Annotated in this window: 24 protein-coding genes and 2 pseudogenes; 15 read left to right on the top strand and 11 right to left on the bottom strand. The window is 73.5% G+C overall.

The window, feature by feature from the left end:
- Positions 1–129: 129 nt before the first annotated feature.
- The 5 genes from AB0C76_RS18180 to AB0C76_RS18160 all read right to left on the bottom strand — a co-directional run bounded on the left by AB0C76_RS18180 (position 130) and on the right by AB0C76_RS18160 (position 4804).
- On the bottom strand, positions 130–1557 hold the full coding sequence (locus AB0C76_RS18180) for a cytochrome P450 (RefSeq protein ID WP_359965828.1): 1428 nt from the start codon (positions 1555–1557) through the stop codon (positions 130–132).
- A 159-nt stretch (positions 1558–1716) separates the two neighbouring features.
- Positions 1717–2331, bottom strand: a complete 615-nt coding sequence (locus AB0C76_RS18175) for an ATP/GTP-binding protein (RefSeq protein WP_359965825.1) — start codon at positions 2329–2331, stop codon at positions 1717–1719.
- Positions 2312–2677: a DUF742 domain-containing protein gene (locus AB0C76_RS18170; protein ID WP_359965822.1), complete on the bottom strand. Its 366-nt coding sequence runs from the start codon at positions 2675–2677 to the stop codon at positions 2312–2314. The genes AB0C76_RS18175 and AB0C76_RS18170 overlap by 20 nt, the downstream gene beginning before the upstream one ends.
- Before the next feature lie 19 nt (positions 2678–2696).
- Entirely contained in the window at positions 2697–3104 is a 408-nt protein-coding gene (locus AB0C76_RS18165) for a roadblock/LC7 domain-containing protein (protein WP_329925671.1), read from the bottom strand.
- Positions 3101–4804, bottom strand: coding sequence for an ATP-binding protein (locus AB0C76_RS18160; protein ID WP_359965819.1), 1704 nt, complete (start codon positions 4802–4804; stop codon positions 3101–3103). The genes AB0C76_RS18165 and AB0C76_RS18160 overlap by 4 nt, the downstream gene beginning before the upstream one ends.
- Positions 4805–5420: 616 nt before the next feature.
- Between AB0C76_RS18160 and AB0C76_RS18155 the strand changes: the two genes are divergently transcribed.
- Both AB0C76_RS18155 and AB0C76_RS18150 read left to right on the top strand, forming a co-directional pair.
- Positions 5421–6353, top strand: coding sequence for a class I SAM-dependent methyltransferase (locus tag AB0C76_RS18155; RefSeq protein ID WP_359965816.1), 933 nt, complete (start codon positions 5421–5423; stop codon positions 6351–6353).
- On the top strand, positions 6340–6915 hold the full coding sequence (locus AB0C76_RS18150) for a GNAT family N-acetyltransferase (RefSeq protein WP_359965813.1): 576 nt from the start codon (positions 6340–6342) through the stop codon (positions 6913–6915). Before AB0C76_RS18155 ends, AB0C76_RS18150 begins: the two co-directional genes overlap by 14 nt.
- On the opposite strand, the gene AB0C76_RS18145 is transcribed toward AB0C76_RS18150, so the two are convergent.
- From AB0C76_RS18145 to AB0C76_RS18135, 3 genes are all read right to left on the bottom strand, one after another.
- On the bottom strand, positions 6861–7202 hold the full coding sequence (locus AB0C76_RS18145) for a DUF5713 family protein (RefSeq protein ID WP_359965810.1): 342 nt from the start codon (positions 7200–7202) through the stop codon (positions 6861–6863). The genes AB0C76_RS18150 and AB0C76_RS18145 overlap by 55 nt on opposite strands.
- 73 nt (positions 7203–7275) lie before the next feature.
- Positions 7276–8772: a hypothetical protein gene (locus AB0C76_RS18140; protein ID WP_359965807.1), complete on the bottom strand. Its 1497-nt coding sequence runs from the start codon at positions 8770–8772 to the stop codon at positions 7276–7278.
- A 58-nt stretch (positions 8773–8830) separates the two neighbouring features.
- The gene (locus tag AB0C76_RS18135) at positions 8831–9208 is read right to left on the bottom strand and encodes a metalloregulator ArsR/SmtB family transcription factor (protein WP_359965804.1); all 378 of its coding nucleotides are present in this window, start codon (positions 9206–9208) and stop codon (positions 8831–8833) included.
- Between the two features lie 113 nt (positions 9209–9321).
- On the opposite strand from AB0C76_RS18135, the gene AB0C76_RS18130 reads away from it, so the two are divergent.
- The 6 genes and pseudogenes from AB0C76_RS18130 (at position 9322) to AB0C76_RS18105 (ending at position 14669) form a co-directional block, all read left to right on the top strand.
- The gene (locus AB0C76_RS18130) at positions 9322–11307 is read left to right on the top strand and encodes a heavy metal translocating P-type ATPase (protein WP_359965801.1); all 1986 of its coding nucleotides are present in this window, start codon (positions 9322–9324) and stop codon (positions 11305–11307) included.
- The gene (locus AB0C76_RS18125; protein ID WP_359965798.1) at positions 11304–11702 is read left to right on the top strand and encodes a (2Fe-2S) ferredoxin domain-containing protein; all 399 of its coding nucleotides are present in this window, start codon (positions 11304–11306) and stop codon (positions 11700–11702) included. Before AB0C76_RS18130 ends, AB0C76_RS18125 begins: the two co-directional genes overlap by 4 nt.
- A gap of 97 nt (positions 11703–11799) precedes the next feature.
- Entirely contained in the window at positions 11800–12492 is a 693-nt protein-coding gene (locus AB0C76_RS18120) for a hypothetical protein (protein ID WP_359965795.1), read from the top strand.
- Positions 12493–12608: 116 nt separating this feature from the next.
- A pseudogene (locus AB0C76_RS18115) lies at positions 12609–12839 on the top strand (lipid II flippase MurJ); the annotation flags it as partial.
- Between the two features lie 253 nt (positions 12840–13092).
- Positions 13093–13851, top strand: coding sequence for an AAA family ATPase (locus AB0C76_RS18110; protein ID WP_359965792.1), 759 nt, complete (start codon positions 13093–13095; stop codon positions 13849–13851).
- Between the two features lie 212 nt (positions 13852–14063).
- Entirely contained in the window at positions 14064–14669 is a 606-nt protein-coding gene (locus AB0C76_RS18105; protein WP_359966045.1) for an AAA family ATPase, read from the top strand.
- A 322-nt stretch (positions 14670–14991) separates the two neighbouring features.
- Here AB0C76_RS18105 and AB0C76_RS18100 read toward each other — a convergent pair whose 3' ends face one another.
- Positions 14992–15180 (bottom strand): hypothetical protein, encoded by a 189-nt coding sequence (locus AB0C76_RS18100; RefSeq protein ID WP_359965789.1) that lies wholly within the window; start codon positions 15178–15180, stop codon positions 14992–14994.
- A 168-nt stretch (positions 15181–15348) separates the two neighbouring features.
- On the opposite strand from AB0C76_RS18100, the gene AB0C76_RS18095 reads away from it, so the two are divergent.
- The 6 genes and pseudogenes from AB0C76_RS18095 to AB0C76_RS18070 all read left to right on the top strand — a co-directional run.
- Positions 15349–16911 carry an LCP family protein gene (locus AB0C76_RS18095; RefSeq protein ID WP_359965786.1) on the top strand — a complete coding sequence of 521 codons (1563 nt, stop codon included), beginning with the start codon at positions 15349–15351 and terminating at the stop codon, positions 16909–16911.
- Positions 16912–16960: 49 nt separating this feature from the next.
- Positions 16961–17236: a hypothetical protein gene (locus tag AB0C76_RS18090; RefSeq protein WP_359965783.1), complete on the top strand. Its 276-nt coding sequence runs from the start codon at positions 16961–16963 to the stop codon at positions 17234–17236.
- Positions 17237–17292: 56 nt separating this feature from the next.
- Positions 17293–17901: a MarR family winged helix-turn-helix transcriptional regulator gene (locus tag AB0C76_RS18085; protein WP_359965780.1), complete on the top strand. Its 609-nt coding sequence runs from the start codon at positions 17293–17295 to the stop codon at positions 17899–17901.
- 126 nt (positions 17902–18027) lie between these two features.
- Positions 18028–18615 (top strand): protoglobin domain-containing protein, encoded by a 588-nt coding sequence (locus tag AB0C76_RS18080; protein ID WP_359965777.1) that lies wholly within the window; start codon positions 18028–18030, stop codon positions 18613–18615.
- 348 nt (positions 18616–18963) lie between these two features.
- Positions 18964–19872 carry an EamA family transporter gene (locus AB0C76_RS18075; RefSeq protein WP_359965774.1) on the top strand — a complete coding sequence of 303 codons (909 nt, stop codon included), beginning with the start codon at positions 18964–18966 and terminating at the stop codon, positions 19870–19872.
- Positions 19873–19915: 43 nt separating this feature from the next.
- Positions 19916–20017 (top strand): annotated as a pseudogene (locus AB0C76_RS18070) (AraC family transcriptional regulator); the annotation flags it as partial.
- Positions 20018–20398: 381 nt separating this feature from the next.
- Here AB0C76_RS18070 and AB0C76_RS18065 read toward each other — a convergent pair.
- The gene (locus AB0C76_RS18065) at positions 20399–20713 is read right to left on the bottom strand and encodes a hypothetical protein (protein WP_359965771.1); all 315 of its coding nucleotides are present in this window, start codon (positions 20711–20713) and stop codon (positions 20399–20401) included.
- A gap of 26 nt (positions 20714–20739) precedes the next feature.
- Positions 20740–21345: a hypothetical protein gene (locus tag AB0C76_RS18060; RefSeq protein WP_359965768.1), complete on the bottom strand. Its 606-nt coding sequence runs from the start codon at positions 21343–21345 to the stop codon at positions 20740–20742.
- 242 nt (positions 21346–21587) lie between these two features.
- Here AB0C76_RS18060 and AB0C76_RS18055 point away from each other — a divergent pair, with 242 nt between their 5' ends.
- Positions 21588–23135, top strand: coding sequence for a SpoIIE family protein phosphatase (locus tag AB0C76_RS18055; RefSeq protein ID WP_359965765.1), 1548 nt, complete (start codon positions 21588–21590; stop codon positions 23133–23135).

Raw genomic sequence — 23135 nt, 5'->3', positions numbered from 1 at the left:
CCGGGGTGGAGATCCGCCGACGGCTAGGCCCTCGGGTGGAGTCGGCGGGTGGAGAGGTGTCCGGCGAGGGCGCGGACATGCCTCTGCCCCCGGTGGCGGGCCGGGGGCAGAGGAGAACACGGGCGAACGTCAGCGGCGGATGAACGCCGTCAGCCTGGTCCACCAGCCGCCGCGCTGGCGCGGGATGGTGACCGCCACCGGCTCCGCTGCGACGGCGGGCTCCGCGACGACGGCCTCGACCTCCACCTCGGGCTCCGGCTCCGGAGCTTCCTCCTTCCTCGGCTCCTCCAGCGTCACCGGCGTGAACTCGACCGGGAGTTCGACCAGATGGCGGGCCAGCCACGCCGACGTGTAGTCCAGGTCCTTCTCCTCCTCGGCGAGCCGGAGGTCCGGCAGCCGGGTGAGCAGGTGGTCGATGCTGGTCTCGGCGATGGCGCGGCCGATGTCCTGGCCGGGGCACTCGTGCGGGCCGCTGCCGAAGGACAGGTGGGAGCGGTTGCCGTGCAGTGGCGCGTTCCGATCGGGCCGGACGACCGGGTCGAAGTTGCCGGCCGCGAGGCCGAGGAGGAGCAGGTCGCCCGCCTCGATCCGCTGCCCGCCGAGCTCGGTGTCCCCGGTGGCCCAGCGGCCGGCCACCAGGATCATCGGCGGGGAGTCCCACAGCACCTGGTCGAGCGCCTCCGCGAGGGTCATGTGCCCGCCGGACAGGCTGGCGCGGAACCGCGGGTCGGTGAGGACCATCTTCAGGGTGTCGGCGATCAGGTTGACGGTGGTCTCGTTCGCCGCCAGCAGGACGACCCGCAGGTGCTCCAGGACCTCGTCGTCGGTGAGCCCGGCCGGGTGCCGCATGAGCGAGGTCACCAGGTCGTCGCCAGGCTCGACGCGCTTGCGCTCGATGGCCCGGCGCAGGCTCGCCACGACGTACTCGTTGCTCTCGATCGCCGTCTCGGTGCCCCGCATGAGGTCGCGGGCCGCGTCGACCAGGCGCGGACCGTACTCGCGGGGCATGCCGAGCAGTTGCGTCATGACCAGCATCGGCAGGTGCTCGGCGAACTGGGAGACCAGTTCGGCGTGCCCGGAGGGCCCGAAGTCCCGCACCATCGCGTCGACGAAGCCGATGACGTGCCGGCGGATGCCCCGGTGGTCGAAGCCGCCGAGCCCGTCGTTGACTGCGCCGCGCAGGCGCCGGTGCTCCTCGCCGTCCGCGAACACGCACAGCGGCTGCCACGCGACGACCGGCATGAGCGGCGAGTCCGGGCCGACCGTCCCGTCCTTGAACTTCGTCCACAGCCGGGAGTCGCGAGAGAAGAGCGAGGGCGTGCGCATCGCCGTGAGGTTCGCCGCGTGGCCGAGGACCAGCCAGGCCGGCACGTCGCCGTACAGCAGCACCGGCGCCACCTCGCCGTGCTCGGCGCGGAGCTTCTCGTACACCGCCCACGGGTCGGCCTCGGCCTCGGGCCCGTACAGGCGCCGCACGCCGTTCGGGCCGATCGGGCCGATCTCGGGGCGGCCGATCTCGGGGCGGCCGTGCGCGGGGCAGCCGGGCGGCGGGGCCACCGCGAGATCGTCGGGAAGTGCACTGTCGGAGTGCGGAGTTGTCACAGGGTCTCCGGGATCGGACGGGATCGGGATCGGACGGGATCGGGAACGGACGGGGGAACAGGTCGGGAAGACCGATACGAACGGGGAGGGGATCGGACCGGACGGGGCGGAGGCTCACGCCCGCTTCGCGGCGCAGTCGTACAGGTAGCGCATCAGGGCCATGAGGACGTCCCGGCAGGAGTCGCGCCGCCGGGCGTCGCAGGTGACGATCGGCACGTCCCGCGGCAGGTCGAGGGCGGCCCGCAGCTCCTCGACCGGGTGCGAGGGGGAGTCCGGGAAGCCGTTGATCGCGACGACGAACGGCACGCCCCGGTCCTCCAGCCGCCCGATCACCTCGAAGCTGACCTCCAGCCGACGGGTGTCGACCAGCACCACCGCGCCGAGCGCGCCCTCGAACAGACCGTTCCACAGGAACCAGAACCGCTCCTGCCCGGGGGTGCCGAACACGTACAGCACCAGTTCGTCGCTGATGCTGATCCGGCCGAAGTCCATCGCGACGGTCGTCTCGGTCTTGCGCTCGACCCCGGCGACGTCGTCGACGCCCTCGCCCTCCTGGGTCATCGTCTCCTCGGTGGTGAGCGGACGGATCTCGCTCACCGAACCGACCAGGGTCGTCTTGCCGACCCCGAAACCTCCGACGATCACGACCTTGACCGCCGCGGTCGCGGTGGCCGGCAGCAGGTCCGCGGTCGCCGGCCCGACCAGCGTGTCAGAGTCGCTGTAGTCCATGGATCACCGCCTCCAGGAGGGCACGGTCGGGGAAGTCCGCCGGGGGTACGGCGGCGCGGGCCTCGATCAGCTCGTCGTCGAGCAGGTCCGCCAGCAGCACGGTCACCACGCTCGTCGGCAGCCGCAGGTAGGCGGAGATCTCGGCGACGGACAGGGGTGAGGCGCACAGCCGGAGGATCGCCGCGTGCTCGGGCTGCATCCCGGGCCGCGGGTCCCTGCGGGTGACGATCAGGGTGACCAGGTCGAACGGGGTCGGCCCGGCCGGCCCGCTGCGCCCGCCCGTGATGACGTACAGGCGCTCGGGATCGTCCTCGTCCCGGCGCCCGCCGGGGCCGGGGTCAGTCATGAGTCCACCTTTCGCTCGCTCATGCGACCTGCTCGCCCTTGCGCGGGGGCGTGGTCAGGTGCTCGCCGATCCGGGCGACGAGGTCGCGCATCTGCGAGCTCACCAGCCCGGCGTCGACGCCCTCGTCGGCGAGCACCGCGAGGTACGCGCGCGAGCCCGCCGCCATCATGTAGAAGAAGCCGCCGCTCACCTCGATCACGACCATCCGCATCCCGCCGTCCCCGTGCGGGAACTCGTGCGCCACCGCCGTCGCCAGGCTCTGCAGGCCGGCGCAGGCGGCCGCGAGACGGTCGGCGGCGTCCGGGTCGGTGCCGTACTGGGCCATCCGCAGGCCGTCCGAGGACAGGACGATCACGTGCCGGGCGTACGGGACGCTCAGCGCCAGGTCCTTGAGCATCCAGTCCATGTTGGTGCGCTGCTGAATCACTGCTCGCCTTTCCCTGCCGTGTTGTCTCTGGTCTGGTCGGCTCCGCCGGGGCGCTCGCCCGAACCGGGGGGCGACGCCTCGCCGTTGATGCCCTCCAGGAAGGCGGTGAGCCAGATGCCGGGCTGCACCGGTTCCTTGGCCGTCTCCTTGGGCGCGTGCGGGGCCGGTCCCGCCGTGTCCCGGGCGGGCGCGGGGTAGCCGGTGCGGCCGAGCGTCTGGCGGTGGCGCCGGCGCTGGGGCAGCCCGTTGGGGCCGCGTTCGGTCACCACCGGCAGGTCGTCCATCGTGCCGGGCCCGTGCCCGTTCGCCCGTATCGGTCCGGACGGCACGTGGCCCGACGTCATCGGGGCGGAGGACACCGGACCGGACGGGACCGGGCCGTTGGGCATCGGACCGGTGCCGGCCCACGGGGAGTTGGCGAAGGCCGGGCTGTTGACCGACAGCGGCGGCGGACCCCACGGCCGAGACGAGGACTTGGACCGCGGCTGGTTGGCCGGCAGCGGGCGCGGGCCGGAGATGGAGCCGATGCCGTGCGCGCGACCGGTGGCCGGCGCGGTGGTGATCAGCTCGCGCGGCACGACCAGCACCGCGCGGATGCCGCCGTACGCGGACGGGCGCAGCGTCACCTGGAAGCCGTACGCGCGGCACAGCCGCCCGACGACGGCCAGGCCGAGGCGCGGGGTCTCGCCGAGGTCGTTGAGGTCGAACTCGCCCTGTGCGTGCCGCAGCACCTCCTCGGCGCGCGCGTAGCCGTCCTCGCTGAGGCCGAGGCCGCCGTCCTCGATCTCGACCGCTATGCCGGTCTGCACCTCGGAGGCGGTGAGGTGCACGTGGGTGTGCGGCGGCGAGTAGCGGGTCGCGTTGTCGAGGAGCTCGGCGACCGCGTGGATGAGCGGTTCGACGCCGGGGCCGATGACGGCGACCTCGGGGGTGGGGTGCAGCGAGACGCGCTGGTACTCCAGGATGCGCGACATGCCGCCGCGCAGCACGCTGTAGAGCGCGACCGGACGGCTCCACTGGCGGCCTGGGCGGGCGCCGGCGAGGACGGCGATGGAGTCGGCGAGGCGGCCGGTCAGGGCGTTGCCGTGGTCCAGGCGCAGCAGGTCGTCGAAGACGGCGGGGTCGTTGCCGTGCCGGTCCTCCATCTCGCGCAGGTCGCGGGCCTGGCGGTGGATGATCGCCTGGACGCGCCGGGCGATGTTCACGAAGGCGCGCTGGGAGGCCTCGCGCTGGGCGGTCTCCTCGTCGACGGCCCGCAGGACGCGGTGCAGCAGCTCGTCCCGGGCGGCCCGGTACTCGGGGCTGAGCATCGGGTCCCTGGACTCGTAGGCGTGCATCGCCGTGTCGACCGAGTTGGTCGCCTGGAGGCGGGCCAGCGCGGCCGGCAGCTCCTGCCGCGAGAGGGCGACCATGGTGGCGTCCTGCCGGAGCATCTTCTGGCGCAACTCGTCCGTCTGGCGGGCGTGTTCACGGCGCAGGAGGGACAGCGCCCGGCCCCGGCGGCCCGCCTCTGCGGCCACCAGGGCCACCGCGGCCGTAGCGGCGATCCCGCTCCAGATCACCTCGGGGCGGGCACCGGAGACCGCGATCGCCACGGCGGCGACCGCGGCGGCGGCGAGCACGGCCGTGGGCAGCAGCCACCCGGGCGGGGGCGCGGTGGGCCGTCTGCCGGGGGACGATCCGGGTCGAAGCATCAGCATCCTCAAACGGTCGGAAGGGGACATCGGAAGGGGGCGGGGGCGGTGGTCCGAGGCAGCATAGCCGGGTCCTGACATTTCTGAATGAAACTCAAAATTACTGTGGCAGTGCCGACTTGTGCGATCTTGCCGGACATGTCAGACATCTCGCACGGGTGCGCGACCGCAGGTGCCCGGTCCGGCCCCGTCTCGCCGGGGCCGGCGCCCGCACCAGGTTTCTCGCCCCGGGGCGCTCGCACCGGCAACCCGCCCGGGATTCGCTCATGCGGAGGGTTTCTGCGCGAAGTGGCTTTCAAGGGAGGGTAGTTCGTGCTATTGACGGTCAAAGGTGCCGGAGTGATCCCACTCGAAAGAGTGAGGTGTCGTGTGCGCGCGCGAAGGCGCCGCCGCGACGAGGTGCCTCGTGACGGCGTCCGGCCGGATGTGGTGCGGGTTCTCGGCTGCGGGTTGTTCGGTGGGGGAGGAATCCCAGGCGGACACCCTGCATGCCGGGGTGTGAGCCGCCGGGTGGTGGTGTGGTTGCCGGAGCTGAGGGCCGGGGCTCCGCTGGGCAACATGTGTTGCGTGTTGGGCAATGGATGTTGACGTCCGGTGTGGAGCGCCCCTACAGTGCGGGGCCGTGACCATCGATGATCTTGCCCACCGCATCGCCGCCGACGTCGCGGGCGAGGGCGGCCTCGCCGGCCTGCACCGGCTGTCCGAAGTGATCACCGTCCTGGAGGACCGCCGCACGGCGGTCATCGACGAGCTGCGCCGCGGCCGCCACGCGACCTGGGAGGAGATCGGTCGCGCCTGCGGGATGACCCGGCAGGGCGCCACCCGGCGGTGGTCCGGCAAGCTGCGGGCCCGCTCGTTCGGCGCTGCGGCCGACGCCTACCAGCAGGGGCGGCCCGGCTACCCGCCGGCGCTGATCGGCTCGGCCGTGCCGCGCGAGGCCCGCCGGGTGCTCGACCTCGGCGCGGGCACCGGCAAGCTGACCCGCCTGCTGGTGGACGCGGGCCTGGACGTCGTCGCCGTCGAGCCGGACGGGGCGATGCGCGACCAGCTCGCGGCGGCCGTCCCGAAGGCGGCCGTGCGGGGCGGCTCGGCCGAGCGGATCCCGCTCCCGGACGGCAGCGTGGACGCGGTGGTCGTCGCACAGGCCTGGCACTGGTTCGACCAGGGCGCCGCCGTCCCCGAGATCGCCCGCGTCCTCGCCCCCGGCGGCACGCTCGCCCTGGTCTGGAACGTCCGCGACGAGTCCGAGCCGTGGGCCGCCGAACTCGGCGCCCTCATGCACCGCTCGGCGAAGCAGGCGATCGACACCGAGCCCGTCGTCCCCGCCCCCTTCGGCGCGCCCGAGCGGCTGGAGATCCGCTGGGAGCACCTGACGACGAGGGCCGGGATCCTCGACATGGTGGCCTCGCGCAGCTACGTCATCACCCTCCCCGAGGCCGAGCGCACGCGCCTGCTCGCGGACGTCGAGCACCTCCTCGACACCCATCCCGACGTCGCGGGCCGCGAGGCGATCGCGATGCCGTACCTGACGAGGTGCACGCGTGTCCGCCTCTGAAGCCGACGGGGTGACGGTCCGGCTCCTGGGCGCGGGCGACGCGGAGGTGTACCGGACCTTCCGTCTGGAGGCCCTCCGGGAGACGCCCGAGGCCTTCACGTCGAGCTACGAGGAGGAGCGCGCGAAGCCCGTTGCGGCGTCCGTCCGCTGCCTGGCGGAGGGTGCGGTGCTCGGCGCGTTCGCCGCGGACGGCGGGCTGATCGGCACGGCGGGCCTGCGGATGCGTGCCCGGAGCCAGGAGCGGCACAAGGCGACGCTGTTCGGCATGGCCGTCGCCCGCGCGGCCGGCGGCCGGGGCGTGGGCCGGTCGCTGGTCGAGCGGACGCTCGAACTGGCCTCCGCTCGGGACGAGTTGAAGCAGGTGCTGCTGACGGTCTCCGAGGGCAACGAGGCGGCGCTCCGGCTCTACACCTCGTGCGGCTTCGAGGTGTGGGGCCGGGAGCCGAGGGCCGTCCTTGCCGGCGGCCGGGCCGTGACGAAGCTGCACATGGTGCGCTTCCTCGACTCCTACCAGTCCCGCTCGGCGATCAGCGCCTCCGCGTCGGCATCCGCGAACCCGTAGGCGTTGGCGATGAACCAGAAGTCCTCGGCGATCAGCTCGCGACCGATCGTCTCGATCTCGCTGTCGGCGGCCTCGAACGCCTCCTGGAGCACGTTGAACTCCTCGGTGGCGACGGCGGTGAGGGCGTACAGCGCGTCGAGGCCGCCCGGCCGCTCGGCCTCGATCCGCTCGCACAGCCGCCGCAGGATGGCGCACCCCTGGTCGACGACGGCGTCCGGATAGTAGTCGTCGCGGTACATCCCGCGCAGGAACGAGTACTGGAGGACCTTGTCGTTGGTGATCGGCATGCCGTGCTCCCTGTGGTGATCGGATGCGCCGATCATGCACCCCGCCTCTGACAACCCGGCTGCGGCAGCCCGGCTACGGCAGCCCGGCGAGGTCGAGGAGCGCGTGCAACTGCTCCGCGGCCAGCGCCGGGTTGGCCGCGGCGGCCTCGGCGAGCGCGGGGTCGGCGAGGAGGGCGTCGATCACGTCGGGCGGGAGCAACGGGTTGGTGGCGGCGGCCCGGCGGACTCGTTCGTCGGGGTCGGTGAGGAGCTCGACCGGTGGGTGGTCGAGCGTCGGGTCGGCGGCGGCCAGGGCGCGGACCTCGGGGTCCTCGTGGGCGAGGACGTGCTGAAGTCCCGTGCGGGGCAGGGTCGGCAGGGTTCGCAGGTACTCCCGCTGTTCGGGGCTCGCGAGGAACGCGGCGAGGACGGTCCCGGGCGGGGCGAGTGGGTGGTGGTAGGCCAGCAGGTGCCGCACCCCCTCGTCGGGGTCGTCCGCGAGCCGGGCGACGAGGTGTGCGGGGAGGCCCGGCCAGGTGGCGGCGGCCCGGCGCAGCGACGGGAGTTCGGAGACGGCACCGGCGAGGTACCAGTCCGGCCCGGCCTCGGACCCCGCGCCGATCGGGCCGAGTTCCGCCGGGTCGTCGCCGAGCACGCGGCTGATGACGGAGGCCTGCGCCCAGGTGCGGGGGAGCGGGTGCGCGAGCGTCCGGGAGCGGACGGAGGGGTCCGGGTCCGCCGCGAGTTCCGCGAGTGACCCGGCGTCCAGGTCGGCCCGTTCGGCGACGCGTCGGCGCAGCGCCGGGTCGGGGTGGCGGGCGAGCCGGGCGACGACGTGGGCAGGGGTGTACGGGCTGGCCGCGAGCGCGGGCAGGTAGCCGGGCTCCTCGGTGAAGCAGTGTTCGGCGATGGCATCGGAGGCCGCGTACATCCCGAGCGTGGTGAACCGGTCGCGCTCGCTCAGGCCCGGGCGGTGGAAGAGCGCTTCCAGGGTGGCGGGGTCGAGGCGCCGGGCCTCGCGCCGGGCCTGGTCGCGGACGGATTCGTCCGGATCCGCGAGCAGGGCTTCGCGCTGGGCGGGGGTGAGGTGCTGCCAACTGCGGGCGGCGTGGGCCCTGAGCCGGGGGTGGGGATGGTCGACCGTACGGAGGGAGAAGGCCGTCGGCAGCTGGAACGAGAACGCCAGCTCCTGCCGGATCTCGTCCGCCGTCAGGATTGCGCCCCGGCCGGGCTCGTCCTCCGCGGAGAGCAGGGCCACCAGCGCCTCGTCGGGCAGCGGCGCGACGCGGTGGAACCGCGGACGCGGTCCGCCGGCCAGCGCGGCGCGCACGAAGTCGTCCGGGTCATCGACCAGTCGGCCGCGGATCTCCACCGCGACGTACCGGTTCCGGGCGATCGCCCGCCGGATCGCCGGCTCCGGGTGCGCGAGTGCTGCCTCGACGACGTCATCCGGCAGCGGACGCCGCTCGCACAGGTCGACGCGCGCGGGCTTCGCCTCCGGCGCCAGCAACCGCAGCAGGACGTCCGAGGACGCGGCGCGATTGGCGGCGACGCCGCGGAGCAGCGCATCGGGAGCGATGGGGGAGAGCATCGGGCCATCGTTCCAGCGATCTTGGTCGGGCGTCCAGAGCAGGTCCGTCGGGGCTCGGTCAGTCCGTCGCGTCGGCGAGCCCCAGGCGCAGGTGCTCGATGTGGTAGACGGCCTGGTCGAGCAGTTCGGCGACGTGGTTGTCGTACAGCGCGTACACCACCGAGCGGCCCCGGCGGGTGCCGGTGACGAGGCCGAGGTTGCGAAGCAGGCGCAGTTGGTGGGAGCAGGCGGACTGTTCCATGCCGACCTCGGTGGCGAGTTCGGTGGCGGCGCAGGGGCCCTCGCGCAGGCGGGAGAGGATCAGGAGGCGGGACGGGGTGGCGAGGGCCTGGAGGGTCGTGGCCACGCGGGCGGCGCCGTCGGCGTCCAGGCGGGTGCGCGGGGCGGCTTCGGCGGCGGCTTCGGCGGTTCGGGTGGTGGCGGCTCCATGGCCCATGGGGACCATCGTACAGCCAATGAATGAAGGAGCGTTCATATGTTCATGTATCGTGGGAGTGTCCAGGGCTCAGCCCTGCCCCGTCCTGTCGTGTCCGAAGGGTCCCGCCTGCCATGCCCGCCACCCTGATCGAGCGCCCGGCGCCCACCGCGCCGCCGCGTCCGGACGCCGCTCCCCGCCGGCGCACCCGGGTGTTCGCCCTGCCCGAGGCCCGGTGGGCCGCCGTGGCGACGCTGCTGTTCCTGATCGCGCTCCCGCTCCAGCTCACCGGCGCCCCCGCCTGGGCCTGGGGCCCGCTCTACGCCCTCGCGTACGTCACCGGCGGATGGGAGCCCGCGTGGGCCGGTCTCCGGGCGCTGCGCGAGAGGACCCTCGACGTCGACCTGCTGATGATCGTCGCCGCCCTCGGCGCCGCCGCCGTCGGGCAGGTCATGGACGGCGCGCTGCTGATCGTCATCTTCGCCACCTCCGGCGCCCTGGAGGCCCTGGCCACCGCCCGCACCGCCGACTCCGTGCGCGGCCTGCTCGACCTGGCCCCGGCCACCGCCACCCGGGTCCTCTCGGGCGGCGCCGAGGAGACCGTCCCCACCGAGGCGCTCGTGGTCGGCGACACCGTCCTCGTGCGGCCCGGCGAGCGGATCGGCGCCGACGGGCGGGTCCTGGACGGTGCGAGCGAGGTCGACCAGGCCACCATCACGGGCGAGCCGCTGCCCGTCGCCAAGGCCACCGGCGACGAGGTCTTCGCCGGCACCGTCAACGGCACCGGCGCCCTGCGGATCCGCGTCGACCGGGACGCCTCCGACTCGGTGATCGCGCGGATCGTGAGGATGGTCGAGGAGGCCTCCGAGACGAAGGCGCCCACCCAGCTGTTCATCGAGAAGGTCGAGCAGCGCTACTCGATCGGCATGGTCCTCGCGACCCTCGCCGTCTTCGCCGTCCCGCTCGCCGTCGGCGCGGCCCTCACCGACTCGTTGCTGCGCGCGATGACGTTCATGATCGTCGCCTCGCCGTGCGCCGTCGTGCTGGCCACCATGCCGCCGCTGCTCTCCGCGATCGCCAACGCCGGACGCCACGGCGTGCTCGTCAAGTCCGCCGTCGTCATGGAGCGCCTCGGCCAGACCGACGCCGTCGCGCTCGACAAGACCGGCACCCTCACCGAAGGCACCCCGCGCGTCACCGACCTCCGCCCGCTCACCGGCTCCGGCCTCACCGAGGACGGGCTGCTCGCCCTCGCCGCCGCGGCCGAGCACCCCAGCGAGCACCCGCTCGCCCGCGCCGTCGTCGACGCCGCCCGCACCCGGGGCCTCACCCTCCCCGCCGCCGAGGACTTCACCTCCACCCCCGGCATCGGCGTCAGCGCCACCATCGACGGCCGCATCGTCGCCGTCGCCGCACCCGCCCGTCTGCTCGACGGGCGGCGCAGCGGCCCGGAGGTCGACCAGGCCGACGTGCACGTGGGGGAGTTGGAGGCGGCCGGCCGCACCGCCGTCCTGGTCGAGGCCGACGGCGTCCCGCTGGGCGTGCTCGGCATCGCCGACCGGCTGCGCCCCGCCGCCGCCGCCACCGTCACCGCCCTCGCCGCGCTCACCGGCGGGACGCCGATGCTGCTCACGGGCGACAACCCGCGCGCCGCCGCCCACGTGGCCGCCGAGGTCGGCATCACCGACGTGCGCGCCGCGCTGCTGCCGCAGGACAAGGTGGCCGCCGTCCGCGCGTGCGAGGCGGCGGGCCGCAAGGTGCTGGTGATCGGCGACGGCGTCAACGACGCGCCCGCGCTGGCCGCCGCCCACACCGGCGTCGCGATGGGCCGGGCGGGCTCGGACCTCGCCCTGGAGACCGCGGACGCGGTGGTCGTGCGCGACGAACTCGCCACCGTCCCGGCCGTGGTGGCGCTCGCGCGGCGGGCCCGCGGCCTCGTCGTGCAGAACCTGGTGATCGCCTCGGTGTTCATCTCCGTCCTGGTCGTGTGGGACCTCGTCGCCACCCTCCCGCTGCCGCTCGGCGTCCTCGGCCACGAGGGCTCGACCGTCATCGTCGGCCTCAACGGCCTGCGGCTGCTGCGCGAGGCCGCCTGGACCCGCGCCCGGGCCGGCCGGTGAGCCGCCGCGAGGGGAAGCGGAAGGAGAGCGCCGCGGCGCGCTGCACGGTGACGGTCTGCCGGGGCTGCTGCTGCGGCACCCCGAAGGTTCCCGGTGTGAACCACGCCGCCCAACTCGCCCAGCTGCGCACCGCGTTGGACGGCGTGGCGACCGTCCGCCCGACCACCTGCCTGGACGCGTGCGAGCAGGCCGACGTGATGGTCGTCCAGCCGTCCGCCGAGGGCCGCCGCGCGGGCGGCCGCCCGGTCTGGCTCGCCCTCGTCAACGACGCGGACGCCGTCGTCGACATCGCCACCTGGGTCGCCGACGGCGGCCCGGGCCTGGCGGACCCGCCGGGCGTCCTCGACCTCTACGGGTTCCAGCCGTCCCGGCGGATCCGGGAGGCGCTCGACTGAGGCTGTCCGGCGCGGAATCGGAGGCGCTCACGCACCCGGAACCCGGTACCATCGGCGGGCCTGATGTCGGATCGGAAGCGCCGGGGGACGGGGACCGATGGCCGGAACGATCACTCTGTGGGTCTTCGGACTGCTCTGCTTCGTCGTGGCCTTCGCGAAGGAGGCCGCGAGCGGCGCGGGGATCAGCCTGCCCGGGCCGAAGTCGAACGGCGCGCGGTTCGGCGTGGTCGCGGTCGGGGTGCTGGCGCTGGTCCTCGGGATGGCGGTCCGGACCAAGAGCGACGATCCGAGGCAACTGCCGACGCCGGCCGTCGCCGTGGCGCCGCCCAGGGCCTCCGGAACGTCCGCCGAGGCGTCCGCTGGAACGTCCGCGCCCGCCACCGCCGCCGCTCCGCCGTCCCCCTCGGCCACCGGGCCCGTCCAGGTCTGGAGCGGCCAGGTCGCCGTCCCCATGGAAGGCGGCATCGACTTCGACCTGACCCCGCCGTCCCGCGCCGCCGGCTTCGCGCACGGCATCTACGCCGGTGGCTTCACGCCGACGACCGCCAACCTGTACGACGAGATCCAGATGGACCACGACCAGTTCGGCATCTGGTCCGGCCGGTCGGCCCCGACCGGCGCCCAGTGCCGAGACTGGGCGATGACGCACCCCGGCCAGACCGCCCACGTGAGCATCGGCTCGCTCGTCTGCCTCCGGACCCCCGGCGGGCGCACGGCCCTGATCAGGATCGACTCGATCGCCCCGGCCGACTACCTGCTGAACGCGACGGTCACCCTCTGGACGGACTGAGCGGGGAACCACCGACCTTCGTCCGGGCGTCAGTTCGTTCCATGATCGGACGGAAGCCGCGCGGACGGCACGCATCCCGGGTCCGACCGGGCGGACTACGGCGCTCCTCGGCGCTCATGGCCGCCGGGACGGTGGTCTCGCGCGCCACCGGCCTGATCCGCCAGGTGCTCCAGGCCAACGCCCTGGGCGTCGGCCTGCTGGCCACCACGTACAACCTGGCCGACACCGTCCCCACCAGCCTGTACTTCCTGCTGATCGGCGGCGCGCGCAACTCCGTGCTCGTCCCGCAGCTCCTCCGGGCCCGCGCCGAACACCCCGACGGCGGGGCCGCGTTCGAGCAGCGCCTCGGCATGAGCCGCGCGGTCGTCGAGCACCGCGTCGGCGACCTCCGCGCGGACCTCTCCCGCTCGCTGCGGATCAGCGGCGTCGTCATCGTCCCGGCCGCGTTCGCGGGCGCTCCTGTTCCTCCTCCTCGCCCGCCTGCTCCGCATCGCCGAACTGCGCGCCCTCCCCGGCCTGCGCCGAGCCGCCTCCGAGAGCCGCTGTCGGTGGGCCCGCCTATGGTGAGCCGGACAGTGCACGAACCGAGGAGCGTGAAGAGTGATCGTCGAGCGCATGCGCGTCCACCGGGAGATGCTCGCGGAGCGGCAGCTGTCGCAGTGGCCGTGGACGGTCCCGTGCGTGCGGGGCCTGCTCGGCGGCGGCATCGCCTTCCCTGCGCCCGTGACCTTCCTGGTCGGCGAGAACGGCTCGGGCAAGTCCACCCTGGTCGAGGCCCTCGCCGAGGCCTACGGCGTGGACAACCACGGCGGGCGGGCCGGTGCCCGCTACGCCGGACCCAGGGAGCGCGGGGTGCTCGGCGAGTACCTGCGCCTCGACCACACCGAGCGCGGGCGGGCGATGGCCTCGGGCCCGCGCTCGCGGCGCAACGGGTTCTTCCTGCGGGCCGAGACGGCACTGCAGATGATGGAGGAGAAGCAGGGGCGGGGCCGGTACTGGAGCGAACGCACCGACCTGATGAGCCACGGCGAGGGCTTCCTCACCGTCTTCGAGTCGATGTTCCGCGAGCCGGGCCTCTACATCCTGGACGAGCCGGAGGCCGCGCTCTCGTTCACCTCCAGCCTGCGACTCGTCGGCCTGCTGCACGAGCTCGGCCGCACCGGGGCCCAGGTCGTGTGCGCCACCCACTCGCCGATCCTCGCCTCCACCCCCGGCTCGGCCGTCCTGGAGGTCGGCGACCACGGCATCCGGCCCACCCGCTGGCGGGATCTCGCGATCGTCGACCACTGGCGCCGCTACCTGGAACGCCCCGAGGCGTACCTGCGGCACGTGACCGGCCCGGCGGAACCGCCGTCCTGACCGGCCGCGCCGCCACCGAGGCCGTTCCGGCGTTGGGGGAAGCCCCTGAACAAGCCACCGACGACCAGCCCCCGGACCGGGCGCTCACCGCGCTCGTCCACGTCGCTTCACGCGAAGCCGGCCCAGCCCACTCGCAGCCTGAGGCATGGTGGCGGGGCGTCGACGTTCCCCCTGCCGGCCCGTCCGATCCCTCGGACGCCTACCGTTGCCGTATGCACACCAGCGACAACACGTGGGACGTCCTGCTGATCGGCGGCGCCTCCGGGATCGGCAAGAGCCTCGCCGCCGCCCGCCTCGCCGCGCAGCACGCGGCGTTCGTCGTCGAGTTCGACGACGTCGTGGCCGCCCTGCACGCCGCCACCTCCGCCGCGACCCACCCCGGCCTGCACCACTTCGACGGCCTCGCCGCCCCCGGCGCGGACCTGCCCGCGGACCGCGTCCTGGAACTGCAGATCGCCACCGCGCACGCCCTGGACGACGCACTGCTCGGCGTCGTCCGCAACCGCCTGACCGTCGACGTGCCCGCCATCGTCGAAGGCGACTACCTCACCCCGGCCGCCGCCGCTCGTGCCGTCGCCGAGGCCCGGGCAGGCGGCCGCCGGGTGCGCGCCCTCTTCCTCCACGAGGACGACCCGGCCGCGATCGCTGCCAACTACGCCCACCGCGAGCCCGAAGACGGCCCCCAGCCCGCCCGCGCCGCCGTGAGCGCCCGCTACTCCCACCACCTCGCCGCCCAGGCCCGCAGTCACCACCTGCCCGTCATCGCCTGCCGCCCCTACCCGACCCTGCCCGAGCGGCTGGCCGCTGCCCTCTCCTGACGGCACGGCACCACCGGTCAGGGCGCTCCCGTCCAGCGCCCGCCTCCGCATCGGCCATCAAGGCGACTCTCATCGACGACGGGTGTTCGGCACGGGCCGGCGGGCCGAGGGACCGGTCCAGCCCGGGTGCGGCCGCCAGCCTCCAGCGCGTGGCAGGGGCCGCCGTGAGGCCGATGACCACGTGGGCGAGGTGGCGCAGGGGAGCCGTGGTCGGCGGCGAGCCGCTCGGCCGGCGGGCGGCCCGGAGTGCAGTCGGCGGCGAGCGCGGGGTGGGTGCCGGTGGTCGCGCAGCATGGTCACGCCGAGGTCGAAGCAGTCCGCCTCAGGGCCGGGGGGCCGGGCGCAGCGCCGGTCCGTCGGCGGGGCCGAGGTGCTCGGGGTCGGTGAATCCCGGGGTTTCGGCGGGGTCGATGGTGGTGCCGGGGCGGACGGCGAGCTCCAGGTCGACCAGGACCGGCCGGTCGTCCCGGGGCATCACGACGTTGCCGGGCGTGCGTGATCTGTGCCACATCGTGCAACATGAACGGCCTGTCAGCGACTCTCAGAACCAGGAGACTTGTCGTTCGAGGACGGGGTGGGTGGCTTGGGCCGGAGGCGAAGTGGTGGACGGGTCACCGGCGGCGCGGCAGCACGCGGCGCGGCGGCGAGGCGGTCGCCCGCGCTCATCGTGGGCCGGACGGTGGCGTGTTCGGTCGGGCTGTCGGTGTTCGCCGCCAGCGGGGTGGTCTGGTACGAGTACACCTCCCTGACCGACGGGATGACCACGTCCAACGCGATCGCCGAGACGAAGAAGGACGCCCCCAAGCACCTCGACAACTCGGTGAACCTGCTGCTGATCGGCCTGGACAGCCGCAAGAACATGGACGGTTCGGACGTCGACCCGTCCATCGTCCAGAACGAGCTGCACGCCGGTGCCGACTCCAGCATCGGCGGCTACAACACCAACTCGCTGATCCTGCTGCACATACCGGCGAACGGCGGCAAGGTGCAGGCGGTCTCCATCCCGCGCGACGACTGGGTGATGACGTACAACGGTGACGGCTCCGAGATGGGCATGGCCAAGATCAAGGAGGCCTACGGCAACGCCAAGGACCGGTTCGACAAGAGTTCCAGGGCCAAGGGGCTCAAGGGCGCGGACCTGGAGAAGGCGGGCCGCGACGCCGGGCGCGCGGCCACCGTCCGGACCGTCCAGAGGTTCGTCGACCAGCCGGTGGACCACATCGCGGAGGTCAACCTGATGGGCTTCTACGACATCGCCAAGGCGCTGGAGCCGATCGACGTCTGCCTGACCCACCCGGTGGACGACCCGATCATCTCCCGGACGCCCGGCCACGAGGGCGGCGGTACCGGGCTGAAGCTCCCGGCCGGGGTCAGTCACCTCAACGCCGCCGACGCCCTCTCCTTCGTCCGCCAGCGCCACAACCTCAACGACGGGCACGGGAATTCGGACGACTTCGCCCGCACCCACCGCCAGCAGGCCTTCATCTCCTCGGTGATGCACAAGCTCAAGCAGCAGGGCGTCATCGGCGACCTCGGGGCGATGCAGAAGCTGTTCGGCGTGGTGCAGAAGGACCTGGTCATCGACAACGAGTGGAACATCCTCGACTTCGCCCAGCAGGCCCCGGCGCTGACCGGCGGCAACGTCGAGTTCAACACCCTGACCTACGACACCGGCGGCAAGAAGGGCGACCCGCCGCAGGACGTCAACCTCGTCACCCCGGCGAAGATCCAGAAGGTGGTCAAGCAGGTCTTCGGCGGCGCCGACGCCGCCGCCCCCGTGCCCGCCCCGAGCGACACCCCGACCGGCAGTGCGACGGAAACCCCGTCCGCGCCCCCGGCCCCCACCCAGGCGGCCGCACCGGCCACCGTGGACGTGTTCAACGCCTCCTCCGCCGCCGGGGTGTCCTCCGCCAACGAGGCCAAGGTCCTGGTCGGCATGGGCTTCAAGCAGGGGACGACCGGCCCGGCGCGCATCAGGCCGAAGACCACCACCGTCACCTACGGCAAGGGCGCCAAGGAGGCTGCCGACCAGATCGCCGCCCGCTACGGCGTCACCGCCACCGAGTCCGCCTCGGCCGGCGCCGGCCGGGTCGTGGTCACGCTCGGCACGTCCTTCGACGGCGTGGCCTCCGACCGGCCCGCAACCCCCGCCGCCGCCCCGAGCGACCCGGCCGCCAACCTCCCGATGCAGGGCCCCAAGGTGGACGCCCAGTCCGACGGCGGGATCCCCTGCGTCTTCTGACGTCCCGCGGTTCCGGTGCTCGGTGCAGGACGCAGGTGGGGATCGAGTGATGGGGGCGGCGCGGCACGGCACGGCATTTGGTGGGCACAGCGCCGCCGTCCGCGCCCGCCGCTCTGTCGGCATCCACGTCTACGCCTCCTTCGTCCCCGTGCCGCTCCAGGTGTACGTCGTCGCCCTGGTGGTCCTGGACCTCCTGGTCGCGGTGGCTGCCGCGCCCGTTCGGGCTGCTTCGCATCACGTCGTTCGGGGTGTTCGTCATTCCTCGTCGGTGCCGCTGCTGCGGGCTCTGCCGCACGTCCGTCGGCAGGCCGTCCGTGCTGAATAGACTGGGGGGGTGCCGGGGCCCCGTCCGTTGGTGTGCCGGGCAGGAGAGGAGGGCTCGTGGGTGGTGCGGAACGTGAACTCGATTCCCTGGAAGCTCGGTTGATCGACGCGGTCGAGCGGCTCGGGGACGCCGGGCGGGCGATGCTGCGGGATGCCGCCAAGCGTGAGGGGCTCTCCGTCACCCAGGCGCAGCTGCTGTTGCGGGTCACCTCCCCGACGGCGGGACCGCAGAGCACCGGCAGTTTCGCGCGCTGGCTGGAGGTGTCCGCGCCGACGGTCAGCGATGCCGCCGCCGCCCTGGTGCGCAAGGGGCTGCTGGAGTCGGTGCCGGACCTCGCCGACAGCCGGCGCTCGTCCTGGGTGCCGACGGGCCTCGGCGGGGAGGTCGCCGAACGGCTGCACGGCTGGCGCGATCCGCTCACCGCCGGCCTGTCCGCCGGCTCGCCGCAGGACCGGGCCACCGCGCTGCGGGTCCTGCTGGGGACCATCGCCTCGCTGAACCGCACCGGGCGGATCACGGTCGCGCGTACCTGCCTGACCTGCCGCTTTCTGAGCGACGAGCACCCGGACGGCCGGGCGGGGGAGTGGTGCGGGCTGCTGGAGGCCCCGCTCGGCGCGGCGGACCTGCGGGTCGACTGCCCGGAGCACGAGTCCGCAGCGCGCTGACCGTTCGTCAACTCCTCCTGGAAGGAGGCCGGGCGGGTCCTTGCGCCGTGCCTCGGCGCATTGGTAGCTTCGCAGTAGTTAGGACTCCTAATTGGAGTCCCCCGGTTCAAGGACCAGAGGACGGCCATGACGCCTGCGCCCATTCCCGGCTACCGTTACGACGACCCCGAGCTGCCCGAATCACCGGTCACCGGCGGCGACTTCGAAGGCCTCGCCGCGGCAACCCTGTTCTCCGACGCGGACGTCGCCGCACTCAGGCTCGCCGGCGAGGTCCTGGCCGACCAGACCGAGCAGATCCTGGACGTCTGGTACGGCTTCGTCGGCTTGCACCCCCACCTGCTCGCCTACTTCTCCACCCCCGACGGCGCGCCGGTCCCCGAATACCTGGCCGCCGTCCGCCGCCGCTTCGGCCAGTGGATCGCCGACACCTGCACCCGCCCGTACGACGCCCGCTGGCTCGCCCAGCAGGAGGAGATCGCGCTGCGCCACACGGCGGAGAAGAAGAACACCACCGACGGCGCCCGGTCCGTCCCGCACATCCCGCTGCGCTACATGATCGCGTTCATCTACCCGATCACGGCGACCATGCGGCCGTTCCTCGCGGCCAAGGGGCACAGGGAGGAGGAGGTCGAGGCGATGCACCAGGCGTGGTTCAAGGCCGTCACGCTGCAGGTGTCGCTGTGGTCCCGCCCGTACGCGGGATCCGCCTGGTAGGCCGGGCCGACGTGGCGTCCGGCCGGCTCGCGCGGGCGACCCGGCCGGAGAGCGCCCGGAGTGCCTCGGGCCGTCGGTCCCTCGGGCACCCCGGCCGGCCGCCAGGGCGCGGCCGTGTCGATCTCGTTCATGTGTCCGATCATGAACGATGGCGCCGAAACGCGGGCCACCTCACATGAAACTGCCGTTTCCTGCCCGTTATCGGGCAGGAATCTTGGATTCTTGCTCGTTGCTCCCCTAGTTTCTCGTCGCATCCACGAGAAACTAGGAGGGAACGTGAAGGAGCGCCTGGGCGCGCGACGACGGGGGGCGGCGGGGCTCGAAGGCCCTGCCCACCGACCGACGTCGATGTCGGGGACGGCTTGGCTCGCCCTGGCGGTGGTCTACGTCGTGTGGGGTTCCACGTACCTCGGCATCCGGGTCGCCGTCGAAACCATGCCTCCGCTGCTGTCGGCCGCGGCCCGCTTCACCATCGCGGGCGCGCTGCTCATGGCCCTGCTGGCGTGGCGCAAGGGTGCCGCCGCACTTCGCGTGGCACCGCGTCAGCTCGCGTCCGCGGCGCTCGTCGGCCTGCTGCTCCTGGCGGGCGGGAACGGCCTCGCCTTCCTCGCGGAGTCGCAGCTTCCTTCCGGCCTCACCGCGCTGCTGGTGGCGCTCACGCCGGTGTGGATGATCCTGCTGCGCATCGGCAGCGGGCACCGGCCCGGTTCCATGGCGCTCGTCGGTGTCGGGCTCGGGGTGGTGGGGCTGGTCGTCCTCACCGCGCCGGGCATGAGTGGCCGGATCGCGCTGCCCGGCGTCGTCGTGATGGTCGTCGGTACGCTGCTGTGGGCGCTGGGATCCGTCCTTTCCGCCCGCATCCCCGTGCCTGACGACGCGTTCGTGGCCACCGCCTACGAGATGGTGGCCGGCGGCATCGGCTGCCTGCTCCTGGCGGTCCTTCGCGGTGAGCCGGCGGGCTTCCACCTGCTCGCCGTCTCGGGCCGTTCCTGGGCCGCGCTCGCGTACCTCGTCGTCTTCGGCTCGCTCGGCGCCTTCACCTGCTACGTGTGGCTGCTGCGAGCGGCGCCGCTGTCGGTCGTGTCGACGTATGCCTACGTCAACCCCGTCGTCGCGGTCGTCCTCGGCGCCCTCGTCCTCCACGAACCCCTGACCCGGAACCTCGTGATCGGCGGCACGGTGATCGTGGCGGCCGTCGCGTCGATCGTCACTGCTCCGGAGCGGGCCACCGAGCGGCCGAGCCGACGGCCGCGATGAGCCGCTTCGCCGGCCGAGCGCCCCTGCCCGCCGTCGCGCGCCCTGCGGCTTCGGCTCCGTCGAGACCGTCCACCGCGTCCTCCGCGACCACCTCGGCGCCACCCCGACCGAATACCGACGCCGCTTCCGCGTCACCACCACCTGAACCACGGAGAACACGTGACCATCACCGTCACCTGCATCGGCACCGCCACCGCCCCTGCTGGAGATCGGCGGCCTGCGCCTGCTCACCGACCCGGCCTTCGACCCCGCACCCGCCGCGTACCGGCGCGGCCCCGTCACCCTGCGGAGCACTGCCGGCCCGGCGATCGGCGCCGACCGGCTGTCCGGGGCGGACGCGATCCTGCTCGGCCACGACGAGCACCCCGACAACCTCGACGCCACCGGTCGCACGCTGCTGGACGGTGGGAGCACTTCACGGAGGGCCGGGAGGGGAGGGCCGCCCACTTCACCGCCGCGGGCCTCGCCGACCGCCTCCACCGGCTCACCCCGGGAGCCGCCGAGACCCTCGCATAGCGCCTGGCCGCTACTCCTGAGGCAGCGAGGCGAGCCAGCGCCCGTCCTCGAACTCGGCGGGGACGTCGTCCACCCACGGATCGATCCCGCGGCGCTCCAGCTCGTCGAACCACCGGTCCCGCTGCGATTCGGGAAGGCGCCGACCGCACCACGGGCAGAAGCCGATCTCGACGATCGACGCGCCGCCGTCGTGGACGATCAGCCCGTACTCCCGGAACCCGGCGCTGAAGTGGACCAGGGCGTCCGGGCACTCGAAGGGGTCGTCGTGCTGGTCGCAGTGCCGGTCGACCCGGCTCGTCATCAGTTCGCAGCAGTGCTCGGTCATGGGAGGAAGACTACGGACTGAAACGATCACCCTCGGCTCGCGGTGTGCCGCAGCATCTCCTCCACCGCCTCCTCGACGACCTGCGCCCGCCGCGCCGCCGGCGCCTGCCGGATCCGCGCGCTCATCCGCTGCGCCTCCTCCGTCGTCGGCAGGTGGCCCGCCAGGAGGAGGGGCAGGGTCAGGCGGCGGGCGAGGAGTTCGTCGGGGGAGGTCACGTGGGGGCGGCGGACGACGGAGACGTTGACGCGGACGCCGTGCTCGTTGCCCCACGGGACGCCCGGCCGGTCGGTCTCGATCGCGGCGTAGCGGAAGCCGTGGGCGAGGTCGCAGGGGGCGCAGCCGAGCGGGCCGCGGGCGAGCCGGTCGCCGCAGTCGGGGCAGGTCAGGCGGTCGAGGGCGGCGTCGACCACGCGCCAGTCGTGCTGGTCCGGCTCGGCCGCGACGATCTCGGCGAGGGCCGTCTCGTCCCGCTCGCCGGCCGCTCCCATGCGGGCCAGGAAGGCCGCCCACTCGTCCTCGACGATGCCGTCGACGAGCGCGCGGCAGGCCGAGCAGGCGGGCGCGCCGCCGTACTCGTAGCCGCCGCACTCGGTGCAGCGGTGCGGCGTCGCTCCGACTGCGGGTCGTGCCATGGTTCCTCCTCCTCGTCGTCCGGTCGAGTCTCTCCCGGGGCGGCCGGTCGGCGGTACCGGATTGTCCGGCGTCCGCCCGTTGCGCGCCGCACGTACAGAGTCCAGTGAACGGTTGGTTGCGTTCAGATGGCGTCCAGTTTCGTTCGTGATGCGGCAAATGGGGTCAACCGTCCTGCGCGGCGCCCCCGTTGCGGTGGTATTGCCTTTCGAAACTCGTACAGCACGACGCATCTGGGGTCGACATGGGCAAGGCGCACAGATCAGCGAAGGCCCAGGGGGAGAGCAAGGACGGTTCGCCGGCCGCCGAGGAGCGGTTCCGGGGACTGCTGGAAGCGGCGCCGGACGCGATGGTCATCGTGGACGACACCGGGACGATCACGCTGGTGAACGCCCAGACCGAGGCGCTGTTCGGCTACGGTCGCGAGGAACTCCTCGGACGGAAGGTCGAGTTGTTGATCCCCGGCCGGTTCCGCGGCCACCACGCCCGGCACCGCAACGACTACGCCGCCAACAGGCAGGTGCGGCCCATGGGCGCGGGCCTGGACCTGCGCGGCCTGCGCAAGGACGGCACCGAGTTCCCCGTCGAGATCAGTCTCAGCCCGCTGGAGACCAGCGACGGCCTCCTGTTCTCCGCCGCCGTCCGCGACGTCAGCGACCGCAAGGCCGCGGAGGCCGAACTGACCGTGCTCTACGAGCAGCAGCGGCACATCGCCCTCACCCTCCAGCGAAGCCTGATGGGCACCCCGCCCGCCATTCCCGGGCTCACCGCCGCCCACCGCTACCGGCCGGCGACCCAGGGAGCGGGAGTCGGCGGCGACTGGTTCGACCTCATCCCGCTGGGCGCCGGCCGGGTGGGGATCCTCATCGGGGACGTCATGGGCCGTGGCCTGGAGGCCGCCGCCGTCATGGGCCAGCTGCGCTCGGCCGCCCACGCGTTGGCCATCACCGGCATGGAGCCGCGGGACCTGATGCAGTCGCTGGAGACGGTCGTCGGCGACCTCGCGGTCCCCGACCAGCTCGTCACCTGCTGCTACCTGGTCATCGCCCCCGACACGCGGGAGGTGTCCGTCTGCTCGGCCGGCCACCTCCCGATCCTGGCCGCCACCCCCGGCCACGCGGCCCGGATCCTGCCCGCTCCCGTGAGCGCGCCGCTGGGCGTGGGCGGCGTCCCGCACCAGCAGACCTCGGCCGTCCTGCCGCCGCACACCCTGCTCGCGCTCTTCACCGACGGCCTGATCGAGGCCCCCGGGTGCGACATCGAGGACCGCCTCGACACCCTCATGTCCGCCATCGACACGATGCCCCACCCCGGTGACCTGGAAGCCGCGGCCGACCACATCCTGACCGCGCTGCTCCCGCCCGTCCCCGGCTACGACGACGACGTCACGCTCCTGCTGGCCCAGGTCCCCGCGGCCCCGGACGCCACGGCCGCGATCGAGCTGCCGGCCGTTCCGACCTCCTCCGGCGAGGCGCGGGTCTTCGTCGAGAAGGTCCTCGGCTCGTGGAACCACGGTCACCTGACCGACGACGTCAAACTGCTGACCTCCGAGGTGCTCACCAACGCCATCCAGCACGGCAAAGGCCCCGTGCGGCTGCACCTGCGCTGCCATCCCGCCGAACTGGTCGTCGAAGTCACCGACCACAGCCCCCATTTGCCGCACCCCCGGCTCGCCGAGACGGACGAGGAGTCGGGCCGCGGCCTCACCCTCGTCGAGGCCCTGTCCCACCGCTGGGGCACCCGGCCGGCCGAGGTGGGCAAGACCACCTGGTTCACCCTGCCCCTGGCTTAG

The organism is Kitasatospora sp. NPDC048722 (genome assembly GCF_040650235.1).
Lineage (GTDB): Bacteria > Actinomycetota > Actinomycetes > Streptomycetales > Streptomycetaceae > Kitasatospora.
Note: the sequence above shows the minus strand (reverse complement) of the source record. Positions and strands in the feature narration are given on the sequence as shown.

Coding starts and splice junctions, on each gene's coding strand:
- AB0C76_RS18170 (WP_359965822.1), bottom strand. CDS start 2,677: ATGACTGACCCCGGCCCCGGCGGGCGCCGGGACGAGGACGATCCCGAG.
- AB0C76_RS18075 (WP_359965774.1), top strand. CDS start 18,964: ATGTCGGGGACGGCTTGGCTCGCCCTGGCGGTGGTCTACGTCGTGTGG.
- AB0C76_RS18105 (WP_359966045.1), top strand. CDS start 14,064: ATGCACACCAGCGACAACACGTGGGACGTCCTGCTGATCGGCGGCGCC.
- AB0C76_RS18135 (WP_359965804.1), bottom strand. CDS start 9,208: ATGGGCCATGGAGCCGCCACCACCCGAACCGCCGAAGCCGCCGCCGAA.
- AB0C76_RS18175 (WP_359965825.1), bottom strand. CDS start 2,331: ATGGACTACAGCGACTCTGACACGCTGGTCGGGCCGGCGACCGCGGAC.
- AB0C76_RS18120 (WP_359965795.1), top strand. CDS start 11,800: ATGGCCGGAACGATCACTCTGTGGGTCTTCGGACTGCTCTGCTTCGTC.
- AB0C76_RS18080 (WP_359965777.1), top strand. CDS start 18,028: ATGACGCCTGCGCCCATTCCCGGCTACCGTTACGACGACCCCGAGCTG.
- AB0C76_RS18060 (WP_359965768.1), bottom strand. CDS start 21,345: ATGGCACGACCCGCAGTCGGAGCGACGCCGCACCGCTGCACCGAGTGC.
- AB0C76_RS18100 (WP_359965789.1), bottom strand. CDS start 15,180: ATGTGGCACAGATCACGCACGCCCGGCAACGTCGTGATGCCCCGGGAC.
- AB0C76_RS18090 (WP_359965783.1), top strand. CDS start 16,961: ATGGGGGCGGCGCGGCACGGCACGGCATTTGGTGGGCACAGCGCCGCC.
- AB0C76_RS18065 (WP_359965771.1), bottom strand. CDS start 20,713: ATGACCGAGCACTGCTGCGAACTGATGACGAGCCGGGTCGACCGGCAC.
- AB0C76_RS18145 (WP_359965810.1), bottom strand. CDS start 7,202: ATGCCGATCACCAACGACAAGGTCCTCCAGTACTCGTTCCTGCGCGGG.
- AB0C76_RS18130 (WP_359965801.1), top strand. CDS start 9,322: ATGCCCGCCACCCTGATCGAGCGCCCGGCGCCCACCGCGCCGCCGCGT.
- AB0C76_RS18160 (WP_359965819.1), bottom strand. CDS start 4,804: ATGCTGATGCTTCGACCCGGATCGTCCCCCGGCAGACGGCCCACCGCG.
- AB0C76_RS18055 (WP_359965765.1), top strand. CDS start 21,588: ATGGGCAAGGCGCACAGATCAGCGAAGGCCCAGGGGGAGAGCAAGGAC.
- AB0C76_RS18140 (WP_359965807.1), bottom strand. CDS start 8,772: ATGCTCTCCCCCATCGCTCCCGATGCGCTGCTCCGCGGCGTCGCCGCC.